At 39.3% G+C, this 20,722-nt stretch carries 7 protein-coding genes and 3 rRNA genes; 1 reads left to right on the top strand and 9 read right to left on the bottom strand.

Annotated elements, in window-relative coordinates; translation table 11 throughout:
* The first annotated feature begins 85 nt into the window (after positions 1 to 85).
* Complete coding sequence (locus tag EHLA_RS01240; RefSeq protein WP_096239013.1) at positions 86 to 868, top strand: MurR/RpiR family transcriptional regulator; 783 nt, start codon at positions 86 to 88, stop codon at positions 866 to 868.
* A 229-nt stretch (positions 869 to 1,097) separates the two neighbouring features.
* On the opposite strand, the gene EHLA_RS01230 is transcribed toward EHLA_RS01240, so the two are convergent.
* From EHLA_RS01230 to gatB, 9 genes are all read right to left on the bottom strand, one after another.
* Entirely contained in the window at positions 1,098 to 2,891 is a 1,794-nt protein-coding gene (locus EHLA_RS01230; protein WP_096239011.1) for a Gfo/Idh/MocA family oxidoreductase, read from the bottom strand.
* Positions 2,892 to 3,317: 426 nt separating this feature from the next.
* Positions 3,318 to 6,208 (bottom strand): 23S ribosomal RNA (locus tag EHLA_RS01225).
* 272 nt (positions 6,209 to 6,480) lie between these two features.
* Positions 6,481 to 6,598: ribosomal RNA gene (rrf, locus tag EHLA_RS01220) — 5S ribosomal RNA — on the bottom strand.
* A 66-nt stretch (positions 6,599 to 6,664) separates the two neighbouring features.
* Positions 6,665 to 8,195: ribosomal RNA gene (locus EHLA_RS01215) — 16S ribosomal RNA — on the bottom strand.
* Together the 16S, 23S and 5S rRNA genes form the textbook arrangement of a ribosomal RNA operon.
* An 877-nt stretch (positions 8,196 to 9,072) precedes the next feature.
* Positions 9,073 to 11,025, bottom strand: coding sequence for a threonine--tRNA ligase (thrS, locus tag EHLA_RS01210; protein WP_096239010.1), 1,953 nt, complete (start codon positions 11,023 to 11,025; stop codon positions 9,073 to 9,075).
* Positions 11,026 to 11,180: 155 nt separating this feature from the next.
* Positions 11,181 to 13,247 carry an LTA synthase family protein gene (locus EHLA_RS01205; protein WP_096239009.1) on the bottom strand — a complete coding sequence of 689 codons (2,067 nt, stop codon included), beginning with the start codon at positions 13,245 to 13,247 and terminating at the stop codon, positions 11,181 to 11,183.
* Positions 13,248 to 13,540: 293 nt separating this feature from the next.
* Positions 13,541 to 18,037 carry an Ig-like domain-containing protein gene (locus EHLA_RS01200; protein ID WP_096239008.1) on the bottom strand — a complete coding sequence of 1,499 codons (4,497 nt, stop codon included), beginning with the start codon at positions 18,035 to 18,037 and terminating at the stop codon, positions 13,541 to 13,543.
* A gap of 173 nt (positions 18,038 to 18,210) precedes the next feature.
* A complete protein-coding gene (locus tag EHLA_RS01195; RefSeq protein ID WP_096239007.1) occupies positions 18,211 to 18,795 on the bottom strand; it encodes an NUDIX hydrolase in 585 nt (194 codons plus the stop codon).
* Positions 18,796 to 19,287: 492 nt separating this feature from the next.
* A complete protein-coding gene (gene gatB, locus EHLA_RS01190) occupies positions 19,288 to 20,721 on the bottom strand; it encodes an Asp-tRNA(Asn)/Glu-tRNA(Gln) amidotransferase subunit GatB (protein WP_096239006.1) in 1,434 nt (477 codons plus the stop codon).
* Position 20,722 lies beyond the last annotated feature (1 nt).

The following is a 20,722-nucleotide window of genomic DNA, read 5'->3' as shown; positions in this document are numbered from 1 at the left end:
GCACCGAAAGAAAGCCTATAAATATCATAAAGCATAGATAACTTCTCTTGGTGTTATATCTGAATATTTAAATGGAGATTATTTTATGATTAAAGAACAATTACAAATGAAAAATAAGTTTACTTATCAGGAGAGTGCGATTGCTGATTATATTCTTACAAATCCAGTCTGTATTCTTGATATGACTGCCAAAGAACTGGCAGACTCTACTTTTTCAAGTTCGTCTACTATTGTTCGGTTTTGTAAAAAGCTTGGATTTACAGGCTATCCTGCCTTTCAAAGACAGTATGCCAGAGAATATGGGACTAAGGAGCAATTTAATGAAAAAATCCTGCTGTCCAATGTTACACTTGAAAAGGCGCCTGGAGTTCTTGATAATCTTTATCAATATGTTATCAAAGAAACACAGTTGCTTCTTGATAATGATACGTTACGGAAGGTAACTAACATGCTTCTTTCCGCAAAAAAGATTGATTTATATGGTTCGGATTTTAATTATTTTGCCCTGCAAACAATGGGTCTGAATTTATCAAATATCCAGAAGCCTGTACAGACCTTTAACTGCGTAAATAATTTTTATATCTCTACTTTAAATCCTGCCGATACTGTCAGTATCATTGTAAGCCACAGCGGAAAAAATCCTGCCATGATGCGAATTGCCTGCGAGTTAAGGAAACGGCATATTCCTACGATTGCTTTGACAAATTCTGTAGAAGATTCTCTTAAGAATCTCTGTGATTATGCTCTTTACGTTTTTACTTCTGATGAGCACAGCAGGATTGGTTCTCTCCAATGGACGATTTCTGTAAATTATGTTTTGCAGATACTATATGTATGCTTACTTGAGCATTATAAAAAGGAGTCCTAAGACTCCTTTTTTCTTCCATATCTGATAGGTTCTGATAAATGTACATTAAACCACTGTATAACAGGTCCCATCATAAAAGCGGTAATCACTGTCCCTATTCCTACTGTAACGTGAAAAACAAAACCGATAACCACACAAAGGATATCTGTGGTTATGCGGCAGTACTGAAAAGGAATCCGTTTACATTTTTCAGAAATCGTAAGTGCAACTGCATCATATGATGATACCCCTAAATCTGCAACAAAATATAATGATGTTCCCATGCAGTGTTTTGATAATTTCTGTTTCGAATGATTTCTTCAAAGGTGCAGAACTCATGATACATCTTATGTTTTCCTTCATTGAAATCATAAACGTCTCCGGCAGATGCATCTGTCATCTGAGTTCCTTTGCTGACTTTATTCATTAATACTCTGTAATCATCAATTAAGTTTACGGAAGAATGAATAAGAACACATCCCTCATCTCCCTGAATGGAAGTTAACATTGGTGCTTTACAATCTTTTGCTGCGATACATACACATTTGAATGTTCCATAATCAAGAGTTAAGATTCCTGAAGTATCAATTCCACGGTCAATGTTTGCCTGATAATCAACATGAAGTGGCTTTCCAAAAAGCATTGCTGCAAAGTTGATATTATAAATATTTAAATCCATTAAAGCTCCGCCTGACATTTCCGGATTAAATGCTGGTAATACGTTACCTTCTTTAAATGCATCATAACGGGAGGAGTACTGAGAATAGTTCATGGAAACAATTTTCAGATTTCCAAGCTGTGGAAGCATTTCTTTAATTTTTAATGCATTTGGCAGATATCTTGTGTTTACAGCTTCAAGAATAATTGCTTTCTTTTCTTTAGAAATCTGAATTAATTCTCTTGCTTCCTCAATGTTAGATGTAAATGGTTTTTCACAAATAACATCCTTGCCTGCAAGTAAAGCTTTCTTCGCAAATGTATAATGAAGGTGATTTGGCACGCCAATATATACAACATCTATGTCTGCATTATGAAGCATTTCATCTACATCCGTATAATATACTGGTATATTCTGTTCTTTGCAGATAACTTTCAGTTTTTCTTCTTTTCCCTCAAGTACAGCATTGATATTATCGTAAATCAGTCCGTAATCACATGGTTCTACTGGAACTTTTTCTGTAATATCTTCCCCTTTATCATTGATATAAGACAATGTTCCCCATTTTTCTTCTGGATAAATCTTTTTTTCTAACTTAATTGCTCCAGGACCCTGTTTCACATCGGAATTATGTCCTAACTGTGGCATAAGGAAACTTCCCTTTGTTCCATGAACAAGAAATCTTGGATTTTCAATTTTTACATAATAACTGGTTGCCACACTTGCTTTAAATCCATCATAGAAAAGGTCGATATCCCAATAATCATCTGCCTGTCCCGGATGTGCAATACCACGACAATCATAAACAACTTTCTTAGGAACTCCGAATTCACAAACCATCTGGTCTAATGGATGAACGCCCACACCGGAAATTTTTTCAAATCCAAGATATTCCTGTGCATGCTGTGGTCTGAAGTAATCATAATGTGACTGAACTTCTACAATATCGCCTAACACTCCAGACTGTAAAACTTTGCGGAGAGTTCTCATATCTGCATCAAATCTTCTATTCTGGTTAGCAGTAGCAATCAGACCTTTTTCTTTGGCAAGGGCAAATACTTCTTCTGCTTCCTCTACACTCTCTGCAAATGGCTTTTCACAGAGAACATTTTTTCCGTGATTTAATGCCATCTTTGAATAAAATGCATGGAATCTATTTGGAGTATTTACAACAATCAGATTAACTTCCGGGTCATTCATAATTTCATCAATATCAGAAGTAAAAATAATATCTGGATACCAGCTTTCTCTTTCTGTATCACCCACACGGTCTTCTTCTCTTCTGAAAATATATTTCACTTTGATTGTCTCTGGTCTTTCCTGTACATATGGTAAATGATATACACAAACACTATTTCCAAATCCTATATAAGCTACAGTTAACATATGATTCTTTCCTCCTGTAAATTAAATAATATCGTTAATTCCTTGTAATTTAAGCATTTTGAACGTTCTTATATGCTTTGTTTTCCTGTTGAGACGATAATAACACCGTCTTTTAATTCTGTCTATATATTTGGGGATAGTTGGATATGAATTGCATAAAAATTGATACAGTGAGAAATTTTATTTCATATTTTCAGAATTTTATATTAGTTTTTCTTATAAGTAATACAATAGATTGCTTAAAATCAATGGATTGCCTGCGAGACCACAAATATGGAGTATCTATCTTCCTAAGCTCGTCAGCTTTGCCTAGTAAATCAAATAAAAAGAGCCAATAAAGTGCAAAGCACTTTATTGGCTCTTTTTTTATATCATATACCTTCAAAACTACACACAAATCATCTTTTCTATTTCCAATCGCTTTTTAAGGTCAAGCTTTCGACCGATTAGTAACAGTCAACTCCACACATCACTGTGCTTCCATCTCTGCCCTATCTACCTCATCGTCTCTAAGGGGTCTCTCACTCTTTCGAGTCTGGATATCTCATCTTGAGGGGGGCTTCACGCTTAGATGCCTTCAGCGTTTATCCCTTCCCGTCTTGGCTACCCGGCTGTGCCATTGGCATGACAACCGGTCCACCAGCGGACGGTCCATCCCGGTCCTCTCGTACTAAGGACAGCTCCTCTCAGATATCCTGCGCCCGCGCCGGATAGGGACCGAACTGTCTCACGACGTTCTGAACCCAGCTCGCGTACCGCTTTAATGGGCGAACAGCCCAACCCTTGGAACCTGCTCCAGCTCCAGGATGCGATGAGCCGACATCGAGGTGCCAAACCACTCCGTCGATGTGAACTCTTGGGAGTGATAAGCCTGTTATCCCCAGGGTAGCTTTTATCCGTTGAGCGATGGCAATCCCACGTTATGCCACCGGATCACTAAGTCCTACTTTCGTACCTGCTCCACCCGTCGGTGTCGCAGTCAAGCCTCCTTCTGCCTTTGCACTCTGTGGATGGTTTCCAACCATCCTGAGGAGACCTTTGAGCGCCTCCGATACCCTTTCGGAGGCGACCGCCCCAGTCAAACTCCCCGCCTGACATTGTCCCCCGCCCGGGTGACGGGCGCAGGTTAGAAACCCAGTACTGCAGGGGTGGTATCCCAACATCGGCTCCCTTACGGCTGGCGCCATAAGTTCTTAGCCTCCCACCTATCCTGTACATGCAATACCGAATCCCAGTATCAGGCTGGAGTAAAGCTCCATGGGGTCTTTCCGTCCTGGCGCGGGTAACCAGCATCTTCACTGGTATTTCAATTTCACCGGGTGTGTTGTTGAGACAGTGCCCAAATCATTACGCCTTTCGTGCGGGTCGGAACTTACCCGACAAGGAATTTCGCTACCTTAGGACCGTTATAGTTACGGCCGCCGTTTACTGGGGCTTAAGTTCAAACCTTCGCTTGCGCTAAGCTCTCCCCTTAACCTTCCAGCACCGGGCAGGCGTCAGCCCATATACCTCACCTTTCGGTTTCGCATAGACCTGTGTTTTTGCTAAACAGTTGCTTGGGCCATTTCTCTGCGGCTGCTTGCGCAGCACTCCTTCTCCCGAAGTTACGGAGTCATTTTGCCGAGTTCCTTAACAACACTTCTCCCGCCGGCCTTAGGATCCTCTCCTCATCCACCTGTGTCGGTTTACGGTACGGGCCCTTGCTACACGATAGCGGCTTTTCTCGACAGGAAGGGGCCGCAGCTTCGCTACTTTGTTTCGCTCCGCATCACGCCTTCGTCTCATGCAGGACGGATTTTCCAATCCTGCGACTACTTCGCTTGCACCGGGCTTTCCATTCCCGGCTCTGCTTCCCTTCCCGTGTCCCCGCAGTTCTGATAACAAGGGGTGCAGGAATCTTTTACCTGCTGTCCATCGGATACGCATCTCTGCCTCTCCTTAGGCCCCGACTTACCCAGAGCAGATCAGCTTTACTCTGGAAACCTTGGATATTCGGCCGCAAGGATTCTCACCTTGCTCTCGCTACTCATTCCGGCATTCTCTCTTCTTAGCAGTCCACATCCCCTTCCGGTAATGCTTCACTCCCCTAAGAATGCTCCTCTACCAACTCTTACGAGTTCCGCGGCTTCGGTGTGGTGTTTCAGCCCCGGACATTTTCGGCGCAGGACCTCTCGACCAGTGAGCTGTTACGCACTCTTTTAATGAATGGCTGCTTCTGAGCCAACATCCTGGTTGTCTTAGAGATCCCACATCCTTTTCCACTTAACACCCACTTTGGGACCTTAGCCGGCGGTCTGGGCTCTTTCCCTTTTGACTGTCCAACTTATCTCGTACAGTCTGACTCCCATACACCATCTGTCCGGCATTCGGAGTTTGATATTCTTTGGTAGGCTTTGACGCCCCCGCGGAAATTCAGTGCTCTACCTCCGGCAGACTTGTATGAGGCTAGCCCTAAAGCTATTTCGAGGAGAACCAGCTATCTCCGGGTTCGATTGGAATTTCTCCGCTATCCACACCTCATCCCCACCCTTTTCAACGGATGTGGGTTCGGTCCTCCATCGCCTTTTACGGCGGCTTCAACCTGGACATGGATAGGTCACCCGGTTTCGGGCCTGCACGTACTGACTAATTCGCCCTCTTAAGACTTGGTTTCCCTACGGCTCCGTACCTTAAGTACTTAACCTTGCCAGTACCCGCAGCTCGCCGGACCGTTCTACAAAAAGTACGCGGTCGTGCATAAGAAGCACTTCCACAGCTTGTAGACACAGGGTTTCAGGTTCTCTTTCACTCCCCTCCCGGGGTTCTTTTCACCTTTCCTTCACAGTACTATACGCTATCGGTCACTGAGTAGTATTTAGCCTTACGGAGTGGTCTCCGCTCATTCCCACAGGGTTTCCCGTGTCCCGTGGTACTCTGGATCCTGCCAGGTCAGCTCTGACTTTGGATACGGGGCTCTCACCCTCTCTGGCCGGCTGTTCCAAAGCCGTTCTCCTGTCATTACTGAATCCCTTCTGCAGTCCGAACCCCGCGATGCACGCATCACGGTTTGGGCTCTTCCGCGTTCGCTCGCCGCTACTTACGGAATCGATGTTTCTTTCTCTTCCTCCGGGTACTTAGATGTTTCAGTTCCCCGGGTTCCCTTCCATAAGCTATGGATTCACTTATGGATGACTGTAGTCCATACAGCCGGGTTTCCCCATTCAGAGATCTCCGGATCAAAGGATATTTGCTCCTCCCCGAAGCTTATCGCAGCTTATCACGTCTTTCATCGGCTCTCAGTGCCAAGGCATCCGCCCTGCGCCCTTCTTCGCTTGACCTTTGTATGTCCATTTCCTAAGAAATGGCTGCCTCCTGTTCTTCCTAGCGTAGAGAACATTCGGCGTATGAGTTAAAACTCATGTTTCGTCTTTCGACTTGCTATTGGGAGAATTGATATATTTAGTCTCAATTCTTTCTTATCATAGAAATCTGATGTCGCTTTTCTTTTAAAGAAAAACTTCTCTGTGTGCAGTTTTCAAGGTACATCTTCCACTTCCGTATTGCCACACCTGCTTGGTTCCCACAAAAGCTATAAAAACTTTTTTAAGGAACCGGGCAGCCACCTGCTCTCCCATGCCGTCTCCAGCATAGTACCATCGGCCGCTCAGGTCTTAACCATCGTGTTCGGGATGGGAACGGGTGTGTCCCCTGAGCGCATCGCCACCCGGAAGGGCGTTATCAAGTTTTCACTTGGTAACTGAATAACAAAACAACTCTCTACTTGTCTTCCTTAGAAAGGAGGTGATCCAGCCGCACCTTCCGATACGGCTACCTTGTTACGACTTCACCCCAGTTACCGGCTCCACCTTCGACAGCTCCCTCCATAAAGGTTGGGTCACTGGCTTCGGGCATTTCCGACTCCCATGGTGTGACGGGCGGTGTGTACAAGACCCGGGAACGTATTCACCGCGACATTCTGATTCGCGATTACTAGCGATTCCAGCTTCGTGTAGTCGGGTTGCAGACTACAGTCCGAACTGGGACGGCCTTTTTGTGGTTTGCTCCCCCTCGCGGGTTTGCCTCACTTTGTGACCGCCATTGTAGCACGTGTGTCGCCCAGATCATAAGGGGCATGATGATTTGACGTCGTCCCCACCTTCCTCCAGGTTATCCCTGGCAGTCTCTCCAGAGTGCCCAGCCTTACCTGCTGGCTACTGAAGATAGGGGTTGCGCTCGTTGCGGGACTTAACCCAACATCTCACGACACGAGCTGACGACAACCATGCACCACCTGTCTCTTCTGTCCCGAAGGAAAACTCCCATTACGGAGTGGTCAGAAGGATGTCAAGACCTGGTAAGGTTCTTCGCGTTGCTTCGAATTAAACCACATGCTCCACCGCTTGTGCGGGTCCCCGTCAATTCCTTTGAGTTTCATTCTTGCGAACGTACTCCCCAGGTGGAATACTTACTGCGTTTGCGACGGCACCGAAGCCTATACGGCCCCGACACCTAGTATTCATCGTTTACGGCGTGGACTACCAGGGTATCTAATCCTGTTTGCTCCCCACGCTTTCGTGCCTCAGTGTCAGTAACAGTCCAGCAGGCCGCCTTCGCCACTGGTGTTCCTCCTAATATCTACGCATTTCACCGCTACACTAGGAATTCCGCCTGCCTCTCCTGTACTCTAGCTATGCAGTTTCAAATGCAGCTCCGGGGTTGAGCCCCGGCCTTTCACATCTGACTTGCACTGCCACCTACGCACCCTTTACACCCAGTAAATCCGGATAACGCTTGCTCCATACGTATTACCGCGGCTGCTGGCACGTATTTAGCCGGAGCTTCTTAGTCAGGTACCGTCATTATCTTCCCTGCTGATAGAGCTTTACATACCGAAATACTTCTTCACTCACGCGGCGTTGCTGCATCAGGGTTTCCCCCATTGTGCAATATTCCCCACTGCTGCCTCCCGTAGGAGTTTGGACCGTGTCTCAGTTCCAATGTGGCCGTTCATCCTCTCAGACCGGCTACTGATCGTCGCCTTGGTAGGCCGTTACCCTGCCAACCAGCTAATCAGACGCGGGCCCATCCTGTACCACCGGAGTTTTTCACACAAGAGGATGTCCTCTCGTGCGCTTATGCGGTATTAGCAGCCGTTTCCAACTGTTATCCCCCTGTACAGGGCAGGTTACCCACGCGTTACTCACCCGTCCGCCACTCAGTCACCAATCAATCATCCGAAGAATCTTAAAAGGTGCTTCGTTCGACTTGCATGTGTTAGGCACGCCGCCAGCGTTCATCCTGAGCCAGGATCAAACTCTCAAATAAAATGTTTAAGATGTCAGATCAAGGTCCAGAACCACTGGTTCTTTTCCTGTCTTTACTGTTTATTTAGGTTTTGAACTTTCGTTCTGTTCCATGGACTTTCCTGCAGACATCACTCTCAGGAAAACCCGAATGAAATTTGAATTAACGTTCAAGGTTGTTTTGTTATTCAGTTATCAAGGTTTACTTCCTTGCGAAAGCTTTTATATTTTATCACATCACTTTCTGTTTGTCAAGAACTTTTTTAAAAACTTTTTCATCTTCTTTTTGAAGATTTTTGTTCTTTGCGATGCGAACTTTTATATGTTATCACATGTTATTCAATCTGTCAAGAAGTTTTTCAACTTTCTTTTAAGATTTTTATCATTTTTCTTTCAAAAATGTGTTTCTCATGTGCAACGCATATTATAATATCATAACACTATACTCACGTCAAGCATTTTTTGAATATTTTTTCTTTTTCTCAAAAAGTACTAGATATTGTACTTTTTCTGTATTTTTATCATTTACACCACATATACGGCTTGTTAAATTGTTATTTTTTTATCAATTCAACAAGCTTTCTAGCTCAGATTTTCCTGATAAATTCCAATTCACCGTTACTATAGTCACAGCGGATACATCCAACCAAACGCACCCATAGGATAGCGACTTTCTTTGGATGCTGGCTTTGCCTACTGAAGCAAAATTAGAGTAAGAATACTAGCTCACATGAAGTTATCACAGTACAGCCTCATAGAAGATAAATAATCCCTATTTGTGACCTGGGAGCAAGTGTTGAATGTGAGCGCTAAAGCGAACATTCAACACGCCGCGACGAAAGTCACAAATAGGGATTATTTATCTTCTATGAGGCGTCTGTATCAGAGCACAAGTATTCTTACTGCTCTACTTCCTGACGAATCTCTTTTGTACGAATTTCTTCACAGATTGCAGCGATAAAGTCTTTTAAATCTTTCTGACCTTCATCTCCTGCGAAACGGCTTCTTACAGATACTTTTCCTGCTTCCTGTTCCTGTGCACCTACTACTAACATATATGGAAGTTTCTGAAGACGTGCTTCACGAATCTTGTATCCAATCTTTTCAGAACGATTATCTACTGTACTTAAGATACCATTTTTCTTAAGTTCTTTATTAACTTCTTCTGCGTAATCGGCAAACTTCTCGGAAATCGGAAGTACGCGTACCTGCTCTGGACAGAGCCATGTAGGGAACTTACCTGCATATTTTTCAATAAGCCATGCAAGTGTTCTTTCATAACATCCCATAGATGTTCTGTGAATAACATATGGACGCTGTTTATCTCCATTCTGGTCAATGTAGTACATATCAAAGTTCTCTGCGATAGCACAATCAAGCTGAATCGTAATCATCGTATCTTCTTTGCCATATACATTCTTAGCCTGGATATCAATCTTTGGTCCGTAGAAAGCAGCTTCACCCTCTGCTTCTACAAAAGGCACGCCCTGATCAATTAAAATATTACGGATTGCATCCTGAGTTGTTTCCCAGTATTCATCATCCCCTAAATATTTTTCTTTATTATTAGGATCCCATTTAGAAAGACGATATGTCACATCATCCTGTACACCAAGAACGCTAAGGCAGTGCTGTGCCAAGTGAAGACATCCTTTTAACTCATCATTTGTCTGATCTGGACGAATAATCAAATGTCCTTCTGAAATAGTAAACTGACGTACACGAGTTAATCCATGCATTTCTCCAGAATCTTCATTACGGAACAGTGTAGATGTCTCACTCATTCTATAAGGAAGATCTCTATAAGATTTCTGAGTATTCTTGTAACAATAATACTGGAATGGACATGTCATCGGACGAAGCGCTAATACTTCTTTATCATTTTCTTCATCACCAAGTACAAACATTCCATCTTTATAATGATCCCAGTGTCCGGAAATCTTATAAAGATCACTCTTTGCCATCAATGGTGTCTTTGTTCTTACATAACCCCATTCATTATCCTCTAAATCTTCAATCCATCTCTGTAATGTCTGAACGATTTTGGCTCCCTTTGGAAGGAGAAGTGGCAGTCCTTGTCCAATAACATCCACTGTTGTAAACAATTCCATATCACGTCCAAGACGGTTGTGATCACGCAGCTTGATTTCTTCTAAATATTTAAGACGTTCCTCTAAATCTGCTTTCTTTGTATAAGCTGTACCATAAATACGTGTAAGCATCTTATTATTCTCGTTACCTCTCCAGTAAGCTCCTGAAGAAGCTGTAAGTTTAAATGCTTTAATCGGCTTTACACTCATTAAATGAGGACCAGCACAAAGGTCTGTAAAATCTCCCTGTTTGTAGAAGCTGATCGTTGCATCTTCCGGTAAATCTTCAATAAGTTCTACTTTATAAGGTTCCTCTTTTTCTTTCATGAAAGTGATTGCTTCTTCCCTTGGAAGCTCATATCTTTCAATTGGAGGATTCTCTTTAATCACTTTTTTCATTTCTTTTTCAATGGCATCTAAATCTTCTCTTGTAAGTGGAGCCATATCAAAATCATAATAAAAACCTTCTTCGATTGCCGGTCCAATTGCAAGCTTTGCCTCTGGATACAAACGCTTTACTGCCTGTGCAAGTACATGAGACGCTGTATGTCTAAATGCAAGCTTGCCTTCATCGTCATTAAATGTAAGAATATTTAAATCACTATCTTCGGAAACTATAGTACGAAGATCTACTGTCTCCCCGTTCACCTGTCCTGCACATGCATTTCTTGCAAGACCTTCACTAATATCTTTTGCAATATCAAGCACAGACATCGGCTGTGCATATTCTTTTTCAGAACCATCCTTTAAACGAATAATCATTTCTATTCTTTCTCCTTCTATCTATTGTGATGGATTAGTACGCGATAAGCAGCTCCGCTGCCATATAATCTGCATATTAACTTATTATATCATAAACATAATCATTCTACCAAACAAAATTCATGAATGCGAAAATAGCTGCAACATAGAAAACACTAATTTTTTATGTAAAAAAATTCTTTTTGCTGATCATCTTTCCCAAAGAGATTATTATATTCAAGCAGATTATACTGATGTATCAATTCATAATATGGAGATTTTTTATCATCCACCCCGTAAAACTTTCCATTTTTATCCCAATATCCGATAGCATTAATTGCCGGAATTTCTTCCCTGAGTTTCGTTAAATATTCAAGATAACCTGTTTTTTTAATGCCTGCTACTTCTGCAAGATATGTCGAAAGATAGTTGTTACTGGTACGTTCCACATTTTCTTCTTTAATATCATAGTTCGCCCAAATTAAAAATGGAACTTTATAAAGTTTCTCCAGCTCTTCTCCTTCTAACTTCTGAATATCTGTATGCAAAAGTTTATTATAGAAATCTTCTTCTAAATCCGGCTGATGATCTCCAAAAAATACGATAACAGTCGGCTCATCTACTTTTTCAAAATAATGAACGAGTTCCTTTAATGCATTATCGGACATTTTAATCATGTTGAGATACTGCTCTGCTTTAGAATACGACTGTAGATCACCTTCAATCTGTACATCATCCCCTGTTTCTAAAGTGCTTCCATCATAACTTCCATGATTCTGCATCGTTACATTAAATAAATAAAATGGCTTATCTTTATCGGTTCGATTCTCATAAAGGCTAATAAGCTTTTTATAATCTTCCGAATCTGTAATATGGTAATTTACCGTATCTGTAAATACTGAAAAATTATCAGACGTATAAAATTTATCAAATCCCATTAATGGATATACTTTATACCTGCTGTAACCTGTCTTATAAAATGGATGCAGCGCATAACATGGACTGTATCCCTGATTTTTTAATGTATGTGTCAATCCTGCTGTCTTACTTCTAAGAAAAAGCTGATATGGAACAGAGTTATCTGGTAAAAATGCAAGTGTATTTCCCGTCATAAACTCAAATTCCGAGTTAGCTGTATTACCGCCAAATACAGAAGAATATGTATATCCCTTGATTGTATTTTCCTTTAATTTACGGAAAAATGGCATGTAATCCTGAGAAACCTGCAGATCACCTGCTGCCTTTAAATCCGCAAAAGATTCATTCATAATTGCAATTATATTCGGTTTCTTAGTTTCGGTAGATTCAGTAGATTCAGCGGATTCACTATCCGTATACTGCTTTGTAATTTTCTTAACTGTACTCACCGAATAATCTTCCGGTTGTGTCACATGAAGATAACCAAATGTCCGCATCGTTGTAAGCAACGTTCCATAATAACGATACTTATACTGCGGGCGGTATACACGAAAATCCACTCCTATATTCTCCAGATAATCACTGTACACATATACTTGTGTAAATCCAGCAAAAATCATACAGGATACTAAAGTATAAATAATCCGTCCCTTCCATTTAAAAAGCTTCTCTTTATCAAGCTTCAACAGAAGTGCAACCAACACAAGTGTCATCATAAAAAATTCCGCTGTGTCAACATCAACTTGTAACTGATAAGTATTTGCTACAGAAACTGCCGTCACAAGCGAATAAATATCTGATGCGATAAATGACATGCTTCGGAATAATGTCAGTTCATAGTTAAAAATCCCAAACACTGCTGTCACAATAATCATGCAGATAGAAGCTCCTCGTATGCTATTAAAAAGTAGCAAAAATAAAACATATATCACATAATACACAATAATATCTAATATCAGATACAAAAATGGAATACTGAAAATCGGCACCCAAAACTGTGCATCATTATAAAATTCCAACCATAAAAAAGCCATAAATGGTGTTGCGATCCCTGCAATATACGTCAAAATCTTATTTACTTCTGCTGAAAAATGAATCTTCTTCACAGTCAGAAAAACCAGAGCAACCCACAGACCGCCACAGATAATGAGAGAATCTGCATAAAAACGGTCAAAAAATTTCGGAGCTTCCGGATTATAATATAGATCCGGCTTTGCAAAAAAGGCAACTGCCAGTAAAACATCTAGCGCCAGCAAGAAATTCCTTCCATGTTTTCCCTTGAAGAAAGTCCTGATTCCTGCCTTTCTCTTTCTTAATTTATTCATCTTAATTCATTCCAACCTTTCGTTTTTCTTCCCCTCATTCTGAAGAAAAAATCTTTTTCATATGTCTTTCCAATGATAGCACAAATGTATAATTAAAACAAATAAAACCCGAAATTCATATTATGTAAAACTACCTCACATTGCTATATTTAAAATACCACTTTGCATTTTAAATCGGCTCTAAAGCACAGTTATTACATACTATAAATTTCGAGTTTTTTGTTTTTAATGCTTAATATGCTTTATCGTAATATATCACATATTTTACACTAACTGTCTGTCATTTCGCTTTTTTAACTTTCCTGTTCTCCTTCGTAACTATAATAAATTCTATATGTTCTATTATATTTACTTCCTGTTAATGTGAGATAATAGACTGTTTCTCCATCTTCTTCACATGAACTAATCTTCCATGTTGCACCATCTTCTGCAATATGAATATCCATTGTATCCTTTAAAGCTGCAAAATTCTCTGCAGTTCCGCTAATAGTAATCACATTCGAATCCGATTCATAGTCACTCCCGTTATACTGTTCACTTGTACTGGATATATCAGATATATACAATGATCCATAACTCATATCAAAGTACAATCTATACTTTCTCGTAACATTATTCTTACATTTTAATACAAGATATGTTTCGCCCTCTGTTTTTTCTATCTCCTGAGAAATCACGTTTTCTCCACACTTAAAGGTTAGCAATGGAAGCATCTCCTCTAATGAATCTTTTGCACCATATATCTCTATGGCATCGTTATACATCTCTACATCTTGTAAGATATCTTCATCTGTTGATTGTACACTCGTAACACTGTATTCATCCGTATAATATGTATCCCATTCAATATCATAAGTTCTTGATTTACCAGTTACACTATCCGTAATTATGTATTGATAACTATCTCCATCTCTTACAACTTTACCAGTTGTAGTATCCGTTCCAAAATCAAATGTAAGATATTCATCAATCAGCTCTTCTGAAGGATTTATATTACGTATGTTCAGATAAATCTTGGCATAACTTATACTAATATCATCTTCATCAATTATTTCTGAATTTTTAGAAGTTACGTTAGTCACGCACAGATTGCCATAATCAAAATAATAATTAATAGTATATGTTATAGATGCGTAGTCTGAAGTTACAGTGATTACATAATCACCTGCATCCTCATCATAAACAACACCTGTGTTGTCTTTTACATCTACTCCAAATGTAAACTTTAGTTTATCTTTTATCTCATCAAGGGAATCTGCCTTTCCATAAAGAGTAATATAATTATCTCCATCATCAGTTTCAACTTCTGTAATCTGATCTCCTGCAACAGATTCTATCTTCATATCTCCATAATATTGATATATGGATAACCTATAGGATCTGCTACTTCCATCATTATCCGTAAGTACAAGATAATAACTTCCATCTTCTTCCTTTACACTGGTATTAACACCTGACTGCTTTGTGATTGGCTTGATTGTTTTTTGTACTTCTTCTAAAGACAAGTCTTTATATTTCATATAAAGATCTATTTCATTATCTTCTTCATAAATGTAGTATTTTTTCACATTATCATTTATCTCGAAAGAAGTTACGTATTTATTTCCATAATCAATACTATATCTAATGTGATATGTCCTCTCAAGACCTTTTTCATCAGTGATAGTAAGAACAAGACCATCCTCTTCATCGTTTTCAACTTTATATGCTGCACCACTCAGTTTGATTTCCGGAACAATATCACTTAAATGATTGTCAATGTCATCTGAGGCCACATAAATTCTTATTGCTCCACCATTTACTGTCGCTTTTTTCACAAAATCGTTTGTTTTAATTCCTGTAACCTTCAAATCACCATAATAATAATTTGAGCCTACACTTTCTGGTTCACCTTCATATGTCATCTCATTTATTGGAGTAACTGCTCCAGTCACTGAATTATAAGAACATACAGCCCACAGTGTTCCCTGCTGGTTTGGAACATAAAATGTATTTACTAGGCGACTTCCAGAATATACTTCTACTTTTGCCTGAGAAGTAGCTAGTGCAGTACTGTTCTCTAATTCCTTATTCGTATAATCATGCACTAGGAAATAATAATTTCCAGAACTCTTTTGATAGATTGTAGTTGTTTCTGGTCCTTCCCATTCTGTATCATCCAAATCCAAATCTGCATATTTATTATCATTTTCCATATATGCTTCATCCGAAAAATATGTATGGAACTGACCTAATGTAGCTTTTGGTCCAACCAAATGAGAATCCAGATCACTTGGTGCACCAGATTCTTCATTTCCCCATGTAAGAACAAAACGAAGCTGTTCAGATTCTATAACTGGAGATAAGCCAGTACCTGCATTGGTTGCTTCTTTTCCTGACTCAATATAAACATTAAATGATGCACTGATATATTTATGTTCTCCACTATTTCGAAGGTCAATTACCTGTATTGTATATACTCCAGGATCTAAATCCATAATTTTATACTTACCTTCTGCATCAGTATATACTTCTTCAGACGCTTCTTCTCCTGTAAGATTGTTCTGTCCTTTTCTAATACGAACTGTCAATCCCTCTATTGCTTTTCCATCAACACTATCAATAATCTTACCGCTGACACTTCCTGGAAGCATTTCCTGCTCTTTTGAAGTTATCGTATGTCGCTCATTATTTACTTCTCCTTCTACATTAGAAAGAGTACATGTCTGAACAGTATCATAATATCCATCTTTTTGGATAATTAGATAATAATTTCCAGCCTCTACAGACTCTATTATGTATTCGCCATCTTCATTTGTCTTAGCAAATTTAATTACATCTGCATCTGAAAAATCACCAATATTAAAATCTTTTTTGTAAGCAACAAGCGACACTTTTACATTCTTTACACCTGTTCCATCGGTATTTGTAACAACGCCTTTTAATGCAGAAATAATTACTGCACCAACATCTTCTGTTGTCTTGTCTGCAATAATTATCATCTGATCTGCTATTCCACTGGCATTGCTGATATTTGCCGTAACCCTTCCTATTCCACTTACAGCAGGAATATTCTTTTTATCTGAACTGCTTACCTCTGTTCCTTCAGCGCCTGCTTTTAAAATAAGCTTCGCCTTTTGCTCGGCAGTAATAGAAAGTGGTTTCGATGTTGCTATTTCAACCTTTTCGTTTATCTTAACAGGAATTTTATCCTGAGATGACGTTCCCTGTAACAGAACTTTCCCCTTGGTATTAACTTCTAAATTTTTTATTATTCCGTTATTCTCCACAATAGTATCATTAGCCGTTTTACCTAATTCTAAATCAACATTTGCTTCTTTTTGTACTATAATATGACTTTCTGGAGCCGAAACAAGAATAGAGTTATCCTTATTCTCTTCATATGTATTCTTTGCAATACGGATAATCTCTACTTTTTTAAATGAAACATGATTTACAATTGTCGCATTTGGTGCATCAATTTTCAAAATGGTATCTTTAAATTTATCTTCATCTTGTGGGGAATGTAATGTAATCATACCAGTTTCATCCGTAGAAAAATGAATAATCTTATATGATTCATTTCCCTGAATCAATTCATTAAGAGCCGCTGCTGTTGTTACTTTCATACCAGAAGAAATCGTCACTTTACATACTGCTTCAAAGTCTCCATCTACTGTTTTGGCAGTAATTGTTGCTTCTCCTTCTTTTTTCACCGGTGTTACAAGTCCATTATCAGACACTTTTACAATTTTTTCATCTGATGTACTCCACAAAACACTCTTATTTGTAGCATTCTCCGGAAATACTTCAGCTGTAAGCTGCTCTGGTGCAGAATTAGAATAAAACTGTAATTCGCGTTTACTTAACTTAATTCCTGTAACAGCCTCTGTTACAATCACTACCACATCTTCACTAATCTTACCATCCGCAGATGAAATACTTATTCTGGTCTGTCCCGCAACTGTTCCAGCAGTAATTTTACCATTAGCATCTATCTTAGCCACATAATTATTATCCGATTTATAGACTAATGACTTATTGCTGGCATTCGCCGGAAGTACAGTTGGATGAAGCTGAATACTTTCTTCTTTTTTTAATACCAGATTTTTTTCTTCTTCTGAAATAGAAATCTTTTCAACTTTTATCGGAGCAGGCTTACTTTCTCCATTACTTTCATCTTTTCCTGGATTATTAGGTGCTAGTTTGGTTACTATTACAGAACAACTTGCCTTTTTATCCGTTCCATCTTTAGCTATTGCACTAATAACTGCTGTTCCTTCTCCCACAGCTACTACTGTTCCAGAAGCATTGACAGATGCTACTTTAGAATTAGAGCTGCTGTAACTTATTGCTTTTGTTGTTGCCTTTGTAGGCAAAACAGATGCTTTTAGATTAAAACTCTGCCCTGTTGTAATTTTTTGCACTGTACTTGACAATCTTACTGCTGTTACCGGAACACCCACGATAATCTTACAAACTGCCTTCTTATTTGTCCCCTTTACTTTAACTGTAATTTTAGTCGTTCCATTCTTCTTCGCCTTTATAACACCTTTATTTGTCACTGTTGCAACTTTTTTCTTGCTTGATGACCACATTAACTTACTCTTTTTCCCTTTTTTAGGAAGAATAGAGACTTTTAACTTTATCTTTTTCCCTTTCTTTAAGGTATAAACCTTCTTGTTTAAATTTATCTTTTGAACTTTAACTGCTTTTTTTGCTTCCACATGAGATGTTCCAGATACTGGAACAATAGAAAATACCAGTAACATTACTAGCATCCACACAATACTTTTCTTTAACTTTTTCATATGCTCTCCTCTCCAAAAACTACAACTATTCTTTATCTAACTTCACACTTACTAATCTTTTCCCTCCTTCGTATAATGTAAATTTATTTTCAGACAAATCTTTATTCTTTGTCTATACTCTTAATTTTAAACTTATTATATCAAATTTTCCTTATGCTCTCCACCTTTTTTTACTAAACTAATAATTTTTTTCCTAATTTACAGAAAAAATACGCCATCAGTTGCGCTCTTCCTGAAAATTTTTCCGTTTCTAATAATTTTTCAAGCTGTTTTCTGTCTGCAAGTAACGGCTGGATATATTCGTCTGCCTCTGTCTGTGGATTAAATTCCCCTTCTACTTCTGCTATGACAACCCAGGCAGAAGAATCACTTAAATCTGGTGCAGCATAGGCTGGCGGGAGTATTTTACAGATTTTTTTGATGTAAAGTCCTGTTTCTTCTCTTAGCTCCCGCCCGGCACACTCTTCTATCGATTCTCCTTCTTCTAAATGTCCTGCCGGCATGTTGTAGATAAACTGATTCACCCCCATGCGAAACTCTCGCAAAAGAAGAAGTTTCTCTCCGCAAAAACCAACAATTACCACACCTGAAGCTTTCTGTCCAATTTCCTCCGGCTTTTCATAATCAAAGTTACTTACCATTTCATATAATTTTTCATTGCCTTCTGTATTTGTATAATTCAATGTATAGCTTTTTAAAAAACGAGTATCTCGATTCTTCGTCATAAAATTTAATACAGGTACTTTCTTTTCACACATAAATATTCCTTTCTAAATACTAATTTGATGGACTAAAGAAACGAAAAGCAGAAATTTAATAGAAAAGGAAATGTGAAGATAGTCGCTTCGTAGAAAATGCCTGACCGGCATTTTTATTCGCTCCGACATCACATTTCCTTTTCTATTAAATTTCTGCTTTTCTGTTGTTTGGCTCCAGATGGAAATTAGTATTTAAAGCTTGGATGGGAATAAGGAAATTGCCCAGAAGATTATGAGAGTTAACCAGAGAAAAAATTCTCCTAACAAAATCCATAGACTTTTGGAGAAACCCCATGTTTTCCTCAAACAAAAATACTAATTCTCACCAACTGTGAGTTTTGTATAGTCAGAAAAAAGAAATAATACCATATCCCAGATGCGGCTTCGGAGCGTGTTTAAGATTCGAACGAGCATTTTAAACACAGCGACTACAGAGCAGATGGGATATGGTATTATTTCTTTTTTCGTCTACACGAAATCTACAAATTAGTATTAATCTAATATTTCTTTGAGAATCTGATTTACCATTGCCGGGTCTGCTTTTCCTTTCATGGCTCTCATTGTCTGACCTACAAAAAATCCCATTGCTTTCTTCTTTCCAGCTTTATAGTCTTCTACAGACTTTGGATTATTCGCAACGATTTCTTCAATTACCTTTCGTAATGCGCCTTCATCATTTACAGTCTTTAATCCGTTCTCTTCTACATAAACTTCTGGATCTACATCCTCGTCAAAGATTGCCTCAAATACCTTCTTGGCTACTTTACGGTTAATTGCTCCAGATTCAATCATCTGAATCATTTTAACAAGATTTGCTGGACTGAAATGTATGTCAGAAGCTTCCATTTCTTTTTCTTTTAAGAGACGCATAATGTCTCCCATAATCCAGTTCGATACTTCTTTTGCAGCTGCACCCAGTTCGATGCAGGATTCAAATAAGTCGGTAAGTGTTTTATCTTCTGTAATGATATTGATATCATATTCAGGAAGACCAAACTGTTCTTTATAACGTGCCTGTTTTTCATCACGAAATTCTGGCTGACGACTGCGAATCTCATCTAACCATTCATCTGAAATTACGATTGGTGCAAGGTCTGGTTCCGGGAAGTAACGATAATCCTGTGCATCTTCTTTGGAACGCATCGGATAAGAATATTCTTTATCATCATCCCATCTTCTTGTTTCCTGTACAACTTTCTTACCATCTTCAATTAAATCAATCTGGCGTTCCATCTCTCCCTCGATTGCTCTTGCGATTGCGCTGAAGGAGTTTAAGTTCTTCATCTCTGTTCTTGTTCCGAACTCTTCTGTTCCCACTTCGCGGACAGATAAGTTAACATCCGCTCTCATGGATCCTTCCTGAAGTTTACAATCAGATGCTCCAAGATACTGGATGATCATGCGAAGCTTTTCAAGGTATGCGATAACTTCTTCTGCTGAGCGCATATCCGGCTCTGATACGATCTCGATCAGCGGAACACCACTTCGGTTAAAATCTACTAAGGAATTACCTGTAGATGGGTCATGTACTAACTTTCCGGCATCTTCTTCCATATGAATCTCATGGATTCTTACATTCTTCTTTCTTCCGTCTACATTAATCTCTACCTGGCCATTGCGGCAAATTGGAAGATAGAGCTGAGAAATCTGATAGTTCTGCGGATTGTCCGGATAAAAATAGTTCTTACGGTCAAACTTGCAGTACTGTGTAATCGTACAATTTGTTGCAAGACCTACAGCAGCGGCATACTCTACAACCTGCTTATTTAATACAGGAAGGGAACCAGGCATACCTGTACAAACCGGGCAGGTATGTGTATTCGGAGCGCCACCAAAAGCAGTGCTGCATCCACAGAAAATCTTTGTTTTTGTCGCCAGTTCTACATGGACTTCCAGACCGATGACCGTTTCATATTGTTTACTCATT

Origin of the sequence: Anaerobutyricum hallii (assembly GCF_900209925.1) — a bacterium.
Lineage (GTDB): Bacteria > Bacillota > Clostridia > Lachnospirales > Lachnospiraceae > Anaerobutyricum > Anaerobutyricum soehngenii.
Note: the sequence above shows the minus strand (reverse complement) of the source record. Positions and strands in the feature narration are given on the sequence as shown.